17 protein-coding genes are annotated in these 15,152 nt (G+C 69.0%); 7 read left to right on the plus strand and 10 right to left on the minus strand.

Features of this window, described 5'->3' with window-relative positions:
* Nucleotides 1–33: 33 nt before the first annotated feature.
* Nucleotides 34–957, plus strand: a complete 924-nt coding sequence (locus E0497_RS17795; RefSeq protein WP_137726132.1) for a DUF5685 family protein — start codon at nt 34–36, stop codon at nt 955–957.
* 106 nt (nt 958–1,063) lie between these two features.
* Here E0497_RS17795 and E0497_RS17800 read toward each other — a convergent pair whose 3' ends face one another.
* From E0497_RS17800 to E0497_RS17810, 3 genes are read right to left on the minus strand one after another with little or no spacing between them, the layout of a single operon-like run.
* Nucleotides 1,064–1,462 (minus strand): arsenate reductase ArsC, encoded by a 399-nt coding sequence (locus E0497_RS17800; RefSeq protein ID WP_137726133.1) that lies wholly within the window; start codon nt 1,460–1,462, stop codon nt 1,064–1,066.
* A gap of 1 nt (nt 1,463) precedes the next feature.
* Entirely contained in the window at nt 1,464–2,534 is a 1,071-nt protein-coding gene (arsB, locus tag E0497_RS17805) for an ACR3 family arsenite efflux transporter (protein WP_137726134.1), read from the minus strand.
* On the minus strand, nt 2,531–2,872 hold the full coding sequence (locus E0497_RS17810; RefSeq protein WP_137726135.1) for an ArsR/SmtB family transcription factor: 342 nt from the start codon (nt 2,870–2,872) through the stop codon (nt 2,531–2,533). Before E0497_RS17810 ends, arsB begins: the two co-directional genes overlap by 4 nt.
* Nucleotides 2,873–3,028: 156 nt before the next feature.
* Between E0497_RS17810 and E0497_RS17815 the strand changes: the two genes are divergently transcribed.
* The 6 genes from E0497_RS17815 (at nt 3,029) to bioD (ending at nt 9,594) form a co-directional block, all read left to right on the plus strand.
* A complete protein-coding gene (locus E0497_RS17815; RefSeq protein WP_137726136.1) occupies nt 3,029–4,276 on the plus strand; it encodes a cytochrome P450 in 1,248 nt (415 codons plus the stop codon).
* 115 nt (nt 4,277–4,391) lie between these two features.
* On the plus strand, nt 4,392–5,921 hold the full coding sequence (locus E0497_RS17820) for an alpha/beta hydrolase (RefSeq protein ID WP_137726166.1): 1,530 nt from the start codon (nt 4,392–4,394) through the stop codon (nt 5,919–5,921).
* 25 nt (nt 5,922–5,946) lie between these two features.
* Nucleotides 5,947–7,254 (plus strand): adenosylmethionine--8-amino-7-oxononanoate transaminase, encoded by a 1,308-nt coding sequence (locus E0497_RS17825; RefSeq protein ID WP_137726137.1) that lies wholly within the window; start codon nt 5,947–5,949, stop codon nt 7,252–7,254.
* Between the two features lie 22 nt (nt 7,255–7,276).
* On the plus strand, nt 7,277–7,711 hold the full coding sequence (locus tag E0497_RS17830; RefSeq protein ID WP_137726138.1) for a hypothetical protein: 435 nt from the start codon (nt 7,277–7,279) through the stop codon (nt 7,709–7,711).
* Nucleotides 7,712–7,753: 42 nt separating this feature from the next.
* Complete coding sequence (locus E0497_RS17835; RefSeq protein ID WP_170313007.1) at nt 7,754–8,908, plus strand: 8-amino-7-oxononanoate synthase; 1,155 nt, start codon at nt 7,754–7,756, stop codon at nt 8,906–8,908.
* The gene (bioD, locus tag E0497_RS17840; protein WP_137726140.1) at nt 8,905–9,594 is read left to right on the plus strand and encodes a dethiobiotin synthase; all 690 of its coding nucleotides are present in this window, start codon (nt 8,905–8,907) and stop codon (nt 9,592–9,594) included. The genes E0497_RS17835 and bioD overlap by 4 nt, the downstream gene beginning before the upstream one ends.
* On the opposite strand, the gene E0497_RS17845 is transcribed toward bioD, so the two are convergent.
* The 7 genes from E0497_RS17845 to E0497_RS17875 all read right to left on the minus strand — a co-directional run bounded on the left by E0497_RS17845 (nt 9,583) and on the right by E0497_RS17875 (nt 15,140).
* A complete protein-coding gene (locus tag E0497_RS17845; protein WP_241665953.1) occupies nt 9,583–9,888 on the minus strand; it encodes a hypothetical protein in 306 nt (101 codons plus the stop codon). The genes bioD and E0497_RS17845 overlap by 12 nt on opposite strands.
* Before the next feature lie 79 nt (nt 9,889–9,967).
* The gene (locus tag E0497_RS17850; RefSeq protein ID WP_137726141.1) at nt 9,968–10,168 is read right to left on the minus strand and encodes a hypothetical protein; all 201 of its coding nucleotides are present in this window, start codon (nt 10,166–10,168) and stop codon (nt 9,968–9,970) included.
* 143 nt (nt 10,169–10,311) lie between these two features.
* Entirely contained in the window at nt 10,312–11,469 is a 1,158-nt protein-coding gene (locus tag E0497_RS17855) for an acyl-CoA dehydrogenase family protein (RefSeq protein WP_137726142.1), read from the minus strand.
* Between the two features lie 32 nt (nt 11,470–11,501).
* Nucleotides 11,502–12,485, minus strand: coding sequence for an NAD(P)H-dependent flavin oxidoreductase (locus tag E0497_RS17860; protein ID WP_137726143.1), 984 nt, complete (start codon nt 12,483–12,485; stop codon nt 11,502–11,504).
* Nucleotides 12,479–13,123 (minus strand): TetR/AcrR family transcriptional regulator, encoded by a 645-nt coding sequence (locus E0497_RS17865; protein ID WP_137726144.1) that lies wholly within the window; start codon nt 13,121–13,123, stop codon nt 12,479–12,481. The genes E0497_RS17860 and E0497_RS17865 overlap by 7 nt, the downstream gene beginning before the upstream one ends.
* 31 nt (nt 13,124–13,154) lie before the next feature.
* Nucleotides 13,155–13,916: a 3-hydroxyacyl-CoA dehydrogenase gene (locus E0497_RS17870; RefSeq protein ID WP_137726145.1), complete on the minus strand. Its 762-nt coding sequence runs from the start codon at nt 13,914–13,916 to the stop codon at nt 13,155–13,157.
* Between the two features lie 30 nt (nt 13,917–13,946).
* Nucleotides 13,947–15,140, minus strand: coding sequence for a thiolase family protein (locus E0497_RS17875; protein ID WP_137726146.1), 1,194 nt, complete (start codon nt 15,138–15,140; stop codon nt 13,947–13,949).
* Nucleotides 15,141–15,152: the final 12 nt, after the last annotated feature.

Here is a 15,152-nt window from a genome sequence, read left to right on the forward strand (position 1 = left end):
ACGCTCAGGTAGCTGTGTTCGGGAGGAATCGTCATGCTCGGTCTCGTCCACCCCTGTTCTGCGGGCCTGGGCCCGGAACTGCGTGAGCAGTGGCGCGCACACCTGTGCGGCACCTGTCTCGCGCTGCGGTCGGGGGCCGGGCAGGTCGCCCGGGCGACGACGAACACCGATGCGGTGCTGCTGTCCGCGCTGGTGGAGGCGCAGCAACCGGAGACCGCGGCGACCCGGACCGCGGGCCCGTGCCCGCTGCGGAAGTCCGTGCGCCCGCAGGTCATCGCGCCGAGCGAGCTCAGTGTGCGACTCGGGGCGACCGCATCCCTCACGCTGGCCGCCGCGAAGGTCGACGACACCGTCGCCGAACAGCGCGCCGGTCTGGCACCGCGGCGGCGGGGCGTCGGACTCCTGGCGGCCGCCGGCACCCGATGGGCGCGCAAGGCGCGGCGGGACCACCGGGTCGCCGATGCCGCCGGGGTCCCGCAGGTGCTCGACCGGCTCGCCGGGCAGGCCGCGGTGGAGTCCCGGTCGACGGCGCTACCGGAGATCACCGCCCCGACGGCGGACGCGGTGTCCGCGATGTTCGCGGCCACCGCCGACCTGGCCGGCGTGCCGGAGAATCGGGACGCGCTCGCGGACCTCGGCCGGATGTACGGCGAGTACGCGCACCTGCAGGACGCGGTCGAGGACCTCGAGGCCGACCGTGCCGCCGGTGTCTACAACCCACTCGACGCCACGGGCACCACCGTCGAACAGGCGCGGGAGCGGATGCGGCACCTCGGACGGCAGGCCGCCGACGCACTGGGGCGGATCCGGATGCGGGACGACCGGCTGGTGCGACCCCTGCTGCTCGGGGCGATGGCGGTGGCGATGCTCGCCGACGGCGCACCGGGCAGGAAGAAGCAGCCGAAGGGCAGTTCCTGCTGTGACTGCTGTGAAGTCTGTGACTGCTGCGACAGCTGACGCGGTGTCCTGACCACCTGGCACCCTGCCGCGGGAGGTTGCTGCGCACGCCTCTCGATGTTCGGTACAGCAGCCTCCCGCGGCGGCGGCGGTCGGTCCCGGTCGGTCAACTCTCGCCGGTCAACTCCGCGATCAGCGCCTCCACCCGCACCCGGATCGCGTCCCGGATCGGCCGGACCGCGTCGAGGCCCTGCCCGGCGGGGTCGTCGAACACCCAGTCGCGGTAGGACTTTCCGGGGAACACCGGGCACGTGTCGCCGCAGCCCATCGTGATCACCACGTCGGAGTCCTGGACGGCGTCGACGGTGAGGATCTTCGGGTTCTGCGTCGAGATGTCGATACCGACCTCGGCCATCGCGGCCACGGCGGCGGGGTTGACCTGGTCGGCGGGGGCGCTCCCGGCGGAGCGGACCTCGATCCGTCCGGCAGCCAGATGGGTCAGGAACCCGGCCGCCATCTGCGACCGTCCGGCGTTGTGGACGCACACGAACAGCACACTGGGCATGTCAGGACTCCTTCACGGCGCTGAAGCGTTTACGCAGCGCGAGCGAGACGTAGACGAGGGCGACGAGGACCGGCACCTCGATCAGCGGCCCGACTACTCCGGCGAGGGCCTGCCCGGAGGTGACGCCGTAGGTGGCGATCGCAACCGCGATGGCGAGTTCGAAGTTGTTGCCGGCCGCGGTGAACGCGAGGGTCGTGGTGCGGGCGTAGCCCAGGCCCATTACGGCACCGAGCAGGTAGCCGCCGCCCCACATGATCGCGAAGTACGCGAGCAGCGGGAGCGCGATCCGTGCGACGTCCCACGGTTGCGAGGTGATCTGCTCACCCTGCAGCGCGAACAGGATCACGACGGTGAACAGCAGCCCGTACAGCGCCCACGGCCCGATCTTCGGCAGGAACGTCGACTCGTACCAGTCGCGCCCCTTCGCCTTCTCCCCGAAGTGCCGAGTCAGGAATCCGGCGAGCAGGGGGATGCCGAGGAAGATCAGGACCGAGGCCGCGATCTGCCACGGGGAGACGTCGATCGTGGTCTGCTCGAGGCCCAGCCGGCCGGGCAGCACCGACAGGTAGAACCAGCCGAGCACCGCGAACATGATCACCTGGAAGACGGAGTTGATCGCCACCAGGACCGCCGCCGCTTCGCGGTCCCCGCAGGCGAGGTCGTTCCAGATGATGACCATCGCGATGCAGCGGGCGAGGCCGACGATGATCAACCCGGTCCGGTATTCGGGCAGGTCGGGTAGGAAGATCCAGGCGAGGGCGAACATCAGCGCCGGGCCGAGCACCCAGTTCAGCAGCAGCGACCCGAGCAGCAGACGCCGGTCGCCGGTGACGGTGTCGAGGCGGTCGTAGCGGACCTTCGCCAGCACCGGATACATCATGATCAGCAGGCCGGCGGCGATCGGCAGGGAGATGCCGTCGATCTCCACCGCGCTCAGGGTGTCCCCGAGGCCCGGGATCGTCCGGCCCAGCAGCAGGCCGGCGAGCATTGCGGCGCCGATCCACACCGGCAGGAACCGGTCGAGTGTCGAAAGCCTACCTGCGGCAACGGGTCCGGTGGCTGTGTCGCTCACGGGGCCACCTCCGCGCACCGCGACGACGCGACGGCCGGTGCGGCGTCGAAACGCAGCACCGCAGACAGCCGTTCGAGTGCCGCCGGAACGATCCGGTAGTACACCCAGGTGCCGCGCCGCTCGTGCTCGACCAGTCCGGCCTCGCGCAGCACCTTCAGGTGGTGCGAGACGGTCGGCTGCGACAGCTCGAAGGCTCCCGAGATGTCGCACACGCACGCCTCGCCGCTCTCGTGGGCGGCGACGATCCCGAGCATCTGCAGGCGCACCGGATCGCCGAGCGCCTTGAACATCCGGGCGTCGGCGAGTGTCCCGTCCGCGACCGCTGATTGATTCGACATGTGTCTATATTGACAGATGTCGAATCAGTGGCGCCACTCGCTGTGTGCGCGGCACAAAACGTGACGGACGGTTGTGCCGATCGGCCAAGCGCGCCCGCCGTCGACCGTGTGACGATGGTCATGACAGGCGACGGTCTCCGAGAGAGGGTGTGCGACATGGCAGTTCCCGGTGTTCCCGACGGTTTCGACTTCACCGACCCCGACGTGTACGAGCAGCGACTCCCCGTCGAGGAGTTCGCGGCACTGCGCCGGTCGGAGCCGGTGCACTGGGTGGAGCAGTCGCCCACGACGGGCGGTTTCGCCGACGAGGGGTACTGGGCGGTGACCCGGCACGCGGACGTCAAGGAGGTCTCCCGCCGCAGCGACATCTTCTCGTCGTGGGAGAACACCGCGATCGCCCGGTTCTCCGACGACCTGCCCCGTGAGAACGTCGAGATGCTGCGGCACCTGCTGCTCAACAAGGACGGCGTCGAGCACACCGCGCTGCGCAAGATCGTCTCGCGCGCGTTCACGCCCCGAGCGGTGCAGGGCCTGCGCGCCGCGCTGAAGGAGCGGGCCGAGAAGATCGTCACGGAGGCCGCCGGGTCGGGCCGCGGCGACTTCGTCGAACAGGTGGCGTCCGAGTTGCCGCTGCAGGCCATCGCGGAACTCATCGGGGTGCCGCAGGAGGACCGGCACAAGATCTTCCACTGGTCGAATCAGATGATGGGCTACGACGATCCGGAGTTCGCGCAGGAATCCCTGGTGGCGTCGACGGAGATCCTCGCGTACTCGTACGCGATGGCGGAGGATCGCCGCACGTGCCCCGCGGACGACATCCTCACCGCCCTCGTCGACGCCGAAATCGACGGCGGCGCCCTCGATTCCGCGGACTTCGGGTTCTTCGTGCTGCTGCTTGCGGTCGCCGGCAACGAGACCACCCGCAACGCGATCACCCACGGCATCCTGGCGTTCATGGACAACCCGGACCAGTGGGAGCTGTTCCGGCGGGAGCGGCCGGCCACCGCGATCGACGAGATCGTCCGCTGGGCCAGCCCGGTCGTCGGCTTCCAGCGCACCGCGACGGTGGACACCGAACTCGGCGGGCAGCAGATCCACAAGGGTGACCGGGTGGTGATGTTCTACGCGTCCGCCAACTTCGACGAGGACGTCTTCGAGAACCCGATGACGTTCGACATCACCCGCACCGGCAACGACCACCTCGGTTTCGGCGGCACCGGTGCCCACTACTGCATCGGCGCGAACCTCGCCCGCATGGAGATCGAGCTGATCTTCGACGCCATCGCCGACCACATGCCCGACATCACGGCGCTCGGTGATCCGCGGCGGCTGCGGTCCGGATGGATCAACGGCATCAAGGAACTTCGCGTCGACTACGGCGGCGGCTGCCCGGTCCCGCACTGACCGCGCCGGGCAACCGGTCGGTCCGCACGCTACTGTCGTGTTTGTGAGTATTTCGGGGAATGGTGCACGACGTTCGGCAGGCAAGCGGATCGGGTCGGGGGTGCTCACCGTCGGCATGGCGATCGGATTCGCCTCCGGTGCAGCATCATCGGCGTCCGCAGCGGACACGCTCGACTGGGGGGTGTGTCCCGCCGAGTACGCGCTCGACGCCGCCGAGCAGTGCGCGACGGTCCCCGTGCCCCGCGACTACGGCAATCCCGACGCCGGCACGATCGACGTCCTGGTGACGCGGCACCGCGCGGAGGATCCATCGGCGCGCCGCGGAGTCCTGTTCACCAACCCGGGCGGGCCGGGCGGCGACGCGATCGCGTCGAACGCGATGCTCGCGCAGGCACTTCCGGAGCAGATCCGGCAGCAGTGGGACGTGATCGGGGTGCAGCCGCGCGGACTTCCGCACGCCGGGGCGCCCGAGTGTGTGCTCTCCCCGGAGATCATGGCCGCGATGGGTGCCGGATTCGGCGGCGGCGCCACCCGCGTCGCGTGTGACGGCGGAACCCCCGGCGCCACCGCGCACCTGACCACCGAGAACACCGCCCGCGACTGGGACACGGTACGAACGGCGTTGGGGGAGGACCGGATCGACGTCTACGGACTGTCCTACGGCACCACTCTCGCCTCGACGTACGCGACGTTGTTCCCGCAGCACACCGGTCGGATGGTCCTCGACTCGGCGGTCGACCGGGGTTGGTTGTGGAACGAGGTGCTGTGGCAGCAGAACGACGGCTACCGGGGGCGTTTCTACGACCTCATGGACTGGATCGCCGCCCACGACGACACCTACGGTCTCGGTGCCACACCGCTGCAGGTGTACCAGCGGTGGTCGGACCGGATCGTCGAGGAGGCCGGGGGCAACCCCACGCTCGCGCCGCCGCCCGCGCAGATCGGGGACGTCCCGCCGGCGTTCACGGCCGTCGCCGACGCCTACCGGGCGGGTGTCGACCTCACCGGCCCGGCCCGCATCCAGTTCGAGGCGTTCGTGCGCCGGACGATCGATCCGGCGCACACGCAGGCGGCGTCGAGCCTGTATCTGTTCACCCGCCAGGCACTTCCGGCTCGCAACTCCTGGCCGACGATCGCGCGGGTGGTCCGGGACGGCCTGTCCGCGATGCCGGAGTCGCAGCCCGACGAGACCGACCTCGACATGATGGTCGCCTCGCAGCTCATGCAGGCGCTGGTCCTGTGCAACGAGAACGCGGTTCTGCCGCGGCCCGACCGGATTCCCGGCTGGCTGTTCTCGACGTTCGTCACCGGCGACCTGTTCGACGCCGTCGGCTACGGCTTCAGCGCCGGTGCGTCGTGTGCGGGGGCGCCCGCGGTGACCACCGTCCCTGCGCCGTCCGGTGCCGGCCTCGACACCCCGCCGCTCGTGCTGCAGGGCCTGCGGGACCCGCAGACCCCGTACGCGGGCGGGATGCGCCTGGCCGACGCGCTGGGCGCGCACGTCGTCACCGTCGACGGCGGCGACCACGGGGCCGCGATCCAGGGCGGGAACACCGTCGTCGACCGGGCCGTCACCGAGTATCTGACGACCGGTACCACCGACGTCACGCACGCCCCGGAGGCGCCCGTCACCGCACCGCTGTGACCGTCGCTGGTTAGAGTCGGGCCGCGTGAACCCGCAGCAACTGTCCTCCGACCGCATCCTCGAACTCGACGCCACCCATCTGTGGCACCCGTACGGCGCGTTCCCGGCGTCGACGACGCCGCTGGTCGTGGAGTCCGCGCAGGGCACCCGCCTCACCCTGGCCGACGGCACCGAACTGGTCGACGGCATGAGTTCGTGGTGGTCGGCAGTGCACGGCTACCGGCACCCGGTGCTCGACGCCGCGGTCACCGAACAGCTCGGCCGGATGAGTCACGTCATGTTCGGCGGCCTCACCCATGCCCCGGCGGCGCGTCTCGCGCAGCTGCTCGTCGACGTCACCCCGGACGGCCTCGACACGGTGTTCCTCGCCGACTCCGGCTCGGTGTCCGTGGAGGTCGCGGTGAAGATGTGCCTGCAGTTCTGGCGGGCGCAGGGCCGACCGGGCAAGCACCGGCTGCTCACGTGGCGCGGCGGCTACCACGGCGACACGTTCGCGCCGATGAGCGTGTGCGACCCGGACGGCGGCATGCACACGATGTGGACGGATGTGCTGGCCCGGCAGGTGTTCGCGCCCGCCCCGCCCCGTGACTTCGACCCGGACTATGTCGCCGAGTTCGAGCAACTCGTCACCGCGCACCGCGACGAGCTGGCTGCTGTGATCGTCGAACCGGTGGTCCAGGGGGCGGGCGGGATGCGCTTCCACGATCCGCGGTACCTCACCGAACTCCGGCGGATGTGCGACGAGCACGGTCTGCTGTTGGTGTTCGACGAGATCGCCACCGGCTTCGGCCGCACCGGGGAACTGTTCGCCGCCGACCACGCCGGGGTGTCGCCCGACGTCATGTGCGTCGGCAAGGCGCTCACCGGCGGCTACCTCACGCTGGCCGCCACGCTGTGCACGACGGCGGTCGCCGAGACGATCAGCGCCGGCGAGGGCGGCGGCGTCATGCACGGCCCGACGTTCATGGGCAACCCGCTGGCCTGCGCGGTCGCCGTCGCGGCCGTCGAGTTGCTGCTGTCGCGGGACTGGCGCGCCGAGGTCGCGATGGTGAACGCGCGCCTCGAGCACGGGCTGGCCCCGGCCCGCGAGATTCCCGGTGTCGTCGACGTCCGGGTGCTCGGCGCCATCGGGGTGATCGAACTCGCCGCACCCGTCGACATGCCGTCGGCGACCGACGCCGCCGTCGCCGCCGGGGTGTGGCTGCGCCCGTTCCGGAACCTGATCTACGCGATGCCGCCGTACGTGAGCACTGCCGACGACGTCGACCGCATCGCCGCCGGCATGGTCGCCGCGGCCCGCAGCCAATCCTCCGAAAACCGGCCTGGGCTGTGATCCGCGTCGCTAGGGTCGGGGCGTGTACCGCGACCTGTTTCGCCGCCCCCGCCCGGTCACCGCACTGCTCGTCACCGTCGGCCTGCTGCTGGGGCTGACCGCGGCACTCGTGTGGCACGTCGCCGCCGACGCGCCCGACTGGTGGCCGACCCTGCCGTTGCTGGCCGGTCTCGGTGCGGGGGTCGGCGGGTTCGTCGCCGCGTGCGCCAACGCGGAGGGCTGGCGGATGACGCGCGCCCAGGACGGCGGCTACCGACCACTGGCGGTGTTGACGACCGGCACCGCGCTGGTCTCGGGGGTGTGTTTCGCGTGGGCGTGGACGGCATCTCCGCCGTCGTCCGGGGCGGCCTCCCCGTCGCCGTGGTTGACGTTCCCGCTGCTGAGCCTCGTCGTGGCGGCGGTCGCGGCGGTCGTCGCGTTCGAACTGGACATTCGGGTTTTCCGGCTGCGCCGGTAGCCCACTTGAACGCTGTTCAAGTGGGCTTGTAGGGTGCTGTCCGTGGGAACCGAACGGGATGCACTGGCCTGGCTGGACGACGTCGAGACGCAGCGGCGGACGGCCGGACTGCGCCGCGAACTGCGGCCGCGGGGCGCGTCGGATCCGGTGATCGACCTCGCGTCCAACGACTATCTGGGCCTGGTCCGGCACCCCGAGGTGATCGCGGGCGCGGTCGCCGCCGTCCGCCGCTGGGGTGGGGGAGCGACCGGATCGCGCCTGGTCACCGGGACCACCACGGACCACGATCTGCTCGAAGGGGAGCTCGCCGACTTCGTCGGCGCCGAGGCCGGTCTCGTCTTCGCCAGCGGGTACGCCGCGAATCTCGGTGCGGTGACGGCACTCTCGGGTCCCGGTGCACTGATCGTCTCCGACGCCGGTTGCCACGCCTCCCTCGTCGACGCGTGCCGGCTGTCCCGGTCTCGGGTGGTCGTCGCCCCGCACGCCGACGTCGACTTCCTGGCCCGCACCCTCGCCGCACGCGCCGAGGAGCGGGCGCTGGTGCTCACCGATTCGGTGTTCAGCGCCGACGGCGATCTCGCGCCGCTGCGCGACATGCACCGGGTGTGCCGCGCGCACGGGGCGGTCCTGCTCGTCGACGAGGCCCACGGCATCGGGGTGCGCGGCCGCGGCGGCCGCGGCCTGGTGCACGAGGTGGACCTGGCGGGGGAGCCGGACGTGGTGGTGACCGCGACCCTGTCGAAATCGCTTGCCGCGCAGGGCGGTGCGGTCATCGCATCGGAGCGGGTGCGGGCGCACCTGATCGACGCGGCCCGCACGTTCATCTTCGACACCGGTCTCGCCCCGGCCGCGGTCGGGGCCGCCCGTGCCGCACTCGCGGTCCTCGTCCGGGAACCGGAGCGGGCCGCTGCCGTCCTGGAGCGGGCCCGCGACCTGGCCCGGATCACCGGCGCCGCCGCCCCCGAATCCGCTGTGGTGTCGGTGATTCTCGGTGACCCGCAGGTCGCGTACGACGCCGCATCGGCCTGCCGGGAACGAGGCCTGCACGTGGGCTGTTTCCGGCCGCCGTCGGTCCCCGCCGGCACGTCACGGCTGCGGCTCACGGCCCGCGCCACGATCGACGCCGACGAGATGACGCGGATCGACGCCGTGCTCACCGAGGTGCTGGCAGCGCATCGGGTGCGGGTGGCGGCATGACCGTGCTCGTCGTCTCCGGAACCTCCACCGATGTCGGCAAGACGGTGGTCACCGCGGCGCTCGCGGCCGCGGCGGCCGCGCGGGGGCTGTCGGTGGCGGTGTGCAAGCCCGGCCAGACCGGTGTCGCGCCGGGCGAACCCGGCGACCTCGCCGACGTCACCCGGCTGACCGGGATCACGGCGACGATCGAGTTGGCCCGCTACCCGGAACCGCTCGCCCCGGACACCGCGGCCCACCGCGCCGGGATGCCGCTGCTCACGCGCGCGCAGGTGGTCTCCGCGGTCCGGGAGCTCGAGGCCCGCCACGACGTCGTCCTCGTCGAGGGCGCCGGAGGCCTGTTGGTGCGGCTCGGGGCCGACGGGTTCACGATCCGCGACGTCGCCGCCGACCTGGATGCCCCGGTCGTCGTGGTCGCGGCCGCCGGACTCGGCACGCTGAACCACTGCGCGCTCACCGCGGAAGCCCTCACCGCCCGCGACGTCGTGTGCAGCGGGTTCGTCGTCGGATCCTGGCCGGACACACCGGACCTCGCGGCCCGCTGCAACCTCGACGACCTCCCGGACGTCACCGGCGCGCCCCTGGTAGGACGGATCCCGGAAGGCTCCGGCCGCCTGGATGCGGCGGCGTTCACCGCCGCGGCGGCGGGCTGGTTCGAGCCGGAATGGATTGCGTCGCTAGGGGTGTAACGGGAGTATTCGCACCCGGAGCGCATACGCGACGACGTGGTGGTCGTCCGGGATCGCGCACCCGCGATACAGGGTCCGCGGCCCGTCGTAGGTGACGTTGTACCAGTTCGGGTAGTCGGTGGGGGTGTGCACGACATGCTGGATCAGCGGTACGCGCTCGATCAACTGCACCCGGCCGGTGGGCTGCGTGTAGTAGTTGCTCCACAAGTAGCGATCCCACATCAGGCACCCGGTCAGGGTGGTCGCGCCGACCGCGCCGACGTCGTCCGGGACGAGTACGGTGAATCCGTCCAATACGTCGTCGGCTCGAACACGTCCCCCACCTCGGGTCGGTCGGGGAACGACTCGAGGTGGGGGACCCTCCGCAGGATCGTCATGAGTGCGGACGCGGTGCATAGGGGTACGGACCGAGGCGGGTACTCGCCGAGCCCCGGAGCAGGTCGGGTCGCACCCCGTGAACGGTGCCGTAGGTGCGTTCGTCGAGGTCGAGCGACCGGATCGTGGCGTGGGTGGCGTGGGTGATCCAGTGGGGAACGAACACGGTGAGCGTGAGATGTGCCGGTGTGGCAACCATCGTCGAACCCCACGCACTCGAAGGTCCGTCGAGCGACGCCGTCGGGCGGGGCTACCTTGTCTCGCAGTCAACCTCGCTTATCGAGCGGGATGCAGCAGTGGAGACGTTCACCGTCCTCAATTCAGAGTGGATAGGGCGGTGGTTCATGCGAAGCCGGAGGCGATGTCGCGGCCGATGATTTCCTTCATGATCTCGGTGGTTCCGCCGTAGATGGTTTGGATGCGGGTGTCGACGTAGGCGCGGCCGATGGGGTACTCCATCATGTAGCCGTAGCCTCCGTGGAGTTGGACGCAGCGGTCGATGACGCGCTTCTGCATCTCGGTGGCCCACCATTTGGCTTTGGCGGCGTCGACAGCGGTGAGGTTGCCGGCGTTGAGTGCGAGTACGCATTGGTCGATGTAGGCCTGGGTCACCTCGATCTCGGTGACGATCTCTGCGAGGGCGAAGCGTGTGTTCTGTAGGTCGCCGATCGGTTTCCCGAATGCTTTGCGTTCGAACACATAGTTCTTCGTCCATTCGTAGGCGGCGCGTGCGGAGGCTACTGCGCTGAGCCCGATGGACAGACGTTCGAGGGGCAGGTTGTTCATCAGGTGTGTGAAGCCGTGTCCCTCGGTGCCGAGAAGGTTTGCTGCGGGGACACGAACATTGTCGAAGACCAGCTCGGCGGTGTCCTGCGCGGCGAGTCCGACCTTGTGTAGCTTGCGGCCGCGACTGAATCCGGGGGTGTCGCGTTCGACGACGATCAGGGAGAACCCCTTGGATCCGGCGTTCGGGTCGGTGCGGCACACGATGATCACCAGGTCGGAGTGGATTCCGTTGGTGATGAACGTTTTCTGGCCGTTGATGACCCAGTGGTCGCCGTCACGGACTGCGGTGGTCTTGAGGCCTTGGAGGTCGGATCCAGCTCCGGGTTCGGTCATGGCGATGGCACCGATCAGTTCCCCGGCGGCCATGCCGGGAAGCCAGCGTTGTTTCTGGTCGTCGGTGCCCAGATGTGCGATGTAGGGGGTGACGATGTCGTCTTGGGTGTTGATGCCGCTGCCGAACGAGGTGGTGGCGGTTCGGGCGACCTCTTCGACGACGACACAGCGGAATCGGTAGTCGGTGACGCTGGAACCGCCGAACTCTTCGGGGACCGCGAGTCCGAGGATGCCGGCTTTGCCTGCGGCGAGCCATGCGGAGCGGTCGACGATCCGGTCTTCTTCCCAGCGGTCGTAGTGGGGTTCGATCTCGCGGGCGAGGAACTCTCGTACCGTTTCCCGGTATGCCTCGTGGTCGGGTTCGAAGAAGTTGCGCTGCATCGGTTCTCTCCAGAGTGTGAGGTCGTCAGGTGTCAGGCGTCGACGGTGGTGAGTGTGCGGGCAAGGCGTTCGGCGATCAGGGATTCGGCGTCGTGGACGATGCGGTCGACCAGGTCCGCGACGGTGGGGATGTCGTGGATCAATCCTTGGGAGGAACCGACGGTCCAGATGCCGGCATCTGTGTCGCCGGTGTCGAAGACCGTCCTGCCGCGGGTGCCGGCGACGAGGTGCCGGACGTCGTCGAAGGTGCCGCCGCGGTTGAGGATGTCGACGACTTCGAGGCTGATGGTGTTTCGGGCGACGCGGGCAGTGTTGCGCAGTGGCCGGAAGATCAGTTCTGTGTCGGTTTCCTTGGCGGCAACGATCGCTTCTTTGATGTCGCGGTGGATCGGGGCTTCTTCGGTACACATGAATCGAGTCCCCATGTTGATGCCGTCGGCACCCAGCGCGAGGGCAGCGACCAGGCCTCGTCCGTCTGCGAAGCCGCCGGAGGCGATCATGGGGATGGTGACGTGTTCGGCGGCCGCGGCGATCAGGACGAGTCCGGGGACGTCGTCTTCGCCGGGGTGGCCGGCGCATTCGAAGCCGTCGATGCTGATGCCGTCGACGCCGGCGTCCTGAGCTTTGAGTGCATGGCGGACGCTGGTGCATTTGTGCAGTACTTTGATGCCGGCCGCGTGGAAGTCGGGGAGATGGGGTCCGGGGTTCGCGCCGGCGGTTTCGACGATCTTGACGCCGGAGTCGATGATGACCTGCCGGTACTCGGCGTAGGGGGGAGGGTTGATCGAAGGCAAGATTGTGAGGTTGACCCCGAATGGCTGGTCGGTGAGTTCGCGGGTGCGCGCGATTTCTCGAGCCAGGTCGTCGGGGGTGGGTTGAGTCAATGCCGTGATCATGCCGAGTGCTCCGGCGTTGGCTACGGCGGCAACGAGTTCGGCTCTGCCAACCCATTGCATTCCGCCCTGCACGATGGGGTGGCGGACGCCGAAGGTGTCGGTGAATGCGGTGGTCAGCATGTGATCTCCTCACTGGGTGTGCTCTGATAGCCGACGATGCGTAGGGCGATAGCGGTGTAGCGGTCGGCGACCTGTCCGGGAGTGAGCGGGCCGTCGATCTGGTACCAGCGGGCGATCGACTGGGCCATGCCGAGCAGAGCGCGCACGGGTTCCTCGGTTTCGTCGATGACGAATACACCTTGTTCGACACCGTCGCGTACCAGGTCGGAGGCCATCGTTTCCAGACGTTTGCGGGTGGCCGCATAGTTTCGGCGGTTGTCCGGGGAGACATGGCGGAGTTCGGAATCGAGCGCGGATTGTGGGGTCCGGTGCGTCATGTTGAGGACGATCGCTTCGACGAAGTTGCTGAAGCGTACGACCGGGTTGTCGCCACCGGCGGCGACCGCGGCGAACGATCGGTCGATCAGATCACGGACCGCGGTGTCGAGAAGGGCGACGAGAACGGCTTCCTTGTTCTCGTAGTGGTAATACAGGGCGGGAACGGTCACCCCGACCCTGCGAGCAAGTTCGCGCACCGAGGTGCCGTGGAAGCCGTTCTCGTGGAAGGCGTGGAGGGCCTGGGCGAGGACGGGATCGAGTTGGAGTGGTTCGAATACCCGCCAGCCGTCGACTGTTTCGGATGCAGGCCCTGCCGTCATCGCTGCTCCTTCTTCAGTACCTGGTTGTTCGTCAGCGGGGTGCCATGCGGATGGCGCCGTCGAGACGGATGGTTTCGCCGTTGAGCATCGGGTTGGCCACGATGTGCGCGGCGAGAGCGCCGTACTCTGCAGGGTCGCCCAAGCGCGACGGGTGCGGCACCTGCTGTCCGAGTGAGGCCTGCGCGGCTTCGGGCAGCGAGCCGAGCAGTGGGGTCTTGAACAGGCCCGGAGCGATGGTGACGACGCGGATCAGCAGTGAGGCGAGGTCGCGGGCGATCGGTAGGGTCATGCCGACGACACCGCCCTTGGAGGCGGAGTAGGCGGCCTGCCCGATCTGACCGTCGAACGCGGCGACGGAGGCGGTGTTGATGATGACACCGCGCTCACCGTCGACAGGGTCGACCGTGGAGATTCGTTCGGCGGCGAGACGCAGGACGTTGAAGGTGCCGACCAAGTTCACGTTGATGATCTTCGTGAAGTCTGGCAGGGGGAAGGCGCCACTGCGGCCGACGGTCTTGATGGCATTGCCGATGCCGGCGCAGTTGACGGTGACACGCAGCGGGCCGAGGGATTCGGCCAGGTCGAGGGCAGTGGTCACCGAGGCTTCGTCGGTGACGTCGCCGGGGGAGAACCGGACGCGGTCGCCGAGTTCCTTGGCGACGGTTTCTCCGTCGGACGAGGGCAGGTCGAGGATGACGACCTGGGCGCCCTGGTCGTGGAGGGCTTTGACGGTGGCCAGTCCGAGTCCGGATGCACCGCCGGTGACGACGGCGACGCTATCGGTGACGATCATGTGGGAGGTCCTTTCGAGAAATGCTGTGGTTCAGAGACGTTCGATGATGGCGGCGTTGGCCATGCCGGCGCCTTCACACATGGTCTGCAGGCCGTAGCGGCCGCCGGTGGCTTCGAGATGATGGACGAGGGTGGTGAGCAGCCGGGTGCCGGAGGACCCGAGAGCGTGACCGAGAGCGATCGCACCACCAAGTGGGTTCAGCTTCGCCGGGTCGGCCCCGAACTCGTGTGCCCACGCCAGTGGCACGGGTGCGAACGCCTCGTTGACCTCGTACGCGTCGATCTGGTCGATGTCGAGGCCGGACTTGGCCAGGGCTTTGCGGGTGGCGGGGATCGGTGCGGTCAGCATGAGCATCGGATCGTCCCCGGCCACAGCGAACGTGTGGAACCGGGCCCGGGGAGTCAGTCCGAGCTTGTTCGCGGCTTCTTCGCTCATGATGAGTACCGCGGAGGCGCCATCAGTCAGCGGCGAGGAGTTGCCCGGCGTGATGGACCAGTTCGCTTCCGGGAACCGGGCGGCATAGGCGTCGGTGTGGAAGGACGGCCTCAGCCCGGCCAATCCGTCCGCTGTGGTCGTGGCGCGGACCGTTTCGTCGAGGGTATGTGTGGCCGTCTCACCGGTAGGTGTGGTGATGTCGATCGACACGATCTCCTTGTCGAACGCGCCGGAGGCGATCGCGGCCGCAGCCCGTTGGTGTGACTGCGCGGCATAGGCGTCGAGCGTTTCGCGGTCGAGCTTCCATTTCGCGGAGATCAGTTCTGCAGAAATACCCTGGTTGACAAGGCCTTCCGGATATCGGGTGCGCAGGCTCGGCCCGTGGGTGTCCTTGCCCATCGGGGCAGTACCCATGGGGACACGGCTCATGGACTCGACCCCGCAGGCGATGACGATGTCGTAAGCGCCGGCGATGATGCCCTGGGCGGCGAAGTGTGCGGCCTGCTGACTCGACCCACACTGGCGGTCGATCGTGGTGGCCGGTACCGAGTCCGGGAATCCTGCTGCGAGCAGTGCGGTTCTGGAAATGTTGAGGGCCTGTTCGGAGGCTTGGTTGACGCAGCCGCCGATGACATCGTCGACGAGTACAGGGTCGAGGTTGTTCCGATCGACGATGGTGCGGAGAACGTGGGCGAGCATCTCGACGGGGTGTGTTGCGGACAGGGCGCCACCGGGCTTGCCCTTGCCGGACGCGAGCCGGACCGCGTCGACGATGACAGCGTTCGTCATGTGTGTTCCTTT

The sequence above is a fragment of the Prescottella subtropica genome (genome assembly GCF_005434945.1).
Lineage (GTDB): Bacteria > Actinomycetota > Actinomycetes > Mycobacteriales > Mycobacteriaceae > Prescottella > Prescottella subtropica.

Bases quoted from the DNA above. Each gene is read 5' to 3' on its own strand.
- E0497_RS17800 (WP_137726133.1), bottom strand. From the start codon at position 1,462: ATGCCCAGTGTGCTGTTCGTGTGCGTCCACAACGCCGGACGGTCGCAG.
- E0497_RS17820 (WP_137726166.1), top strand. From the start codon at position 4,392: ATGGCGATCGGATTCGCCTCCGGTGCAGCATCATCGGCGTCCGCAGCG.
- E0497_RS17865 (WP_137726144.1), bottom strand. From the start codon at position 13,123: ATGACGGCAGGGCCTGCATCCGAAACAGTCGACGGCTGGCGGGTATTC.
- E0497_RS17860 (WP_137726143.1), bottom strand. From the start codon at position 12,485: ATGCTGACCACCGCATTCACCGACACCTTCGGCGTCCGCCACCCCATC.
- E0497_RS17795 (WP_137726132.1), top strand. From the start codon at position 34: ATGCTCGGTCTCGTCCACCCCTGTTCTGCGGGCCTGGGCCCGGAACTG.
- E0497_RS17855 (WP_137726142.1), bottom strand. From the start codon at position 11,469: ATGCAGCGCAACTTCTTCGAACCCGACCACGAGGCATACCGGGAAACG.
- E0497_RS17875 (WP_137726146.1), bottom strand. From the start codon at position 15,140: ATGACGAACGCTGTCATCGTCGACGCGGTCCGGCTCGCGTCCGGCAAG.
- E0497_RS17815 (WP_137726136.1), top strand. From the start codon at position 3,029: ATGGCAGTTCCCGGTGTTCCCGACGGTTTCGACTTCACCGACCCCGAC.
- bioD (WP_137726140.1), top strand. From the start codon at position 8,905: ATGACCGTGCTCGTCGTCTCCGGAACCTCCACCGATGTCGGCAAGACG.
- E0497_RS17870 (WP_137726145.1), bottom strand. From the start codon at position 13,916: ATGATCGTCACCGATAGCGTCGCCGTCGTCACCGGCGGTGCATCCGGA.
- E0497_RS17850 (WP_137726141.1), bottom strand. From the start codon at position 10,168: ATGGTTGCCACACCGGCACATCTCACGCTCACCGTGTTCGTTCCCCAC.
- E0497_RS17810 (WP_137726135.1), bottom strand. From the start codon at position 2,872: ATGTCGAATCAATCAGCGGTCGCGGACGGGACACTCGCCGACGCCCGG.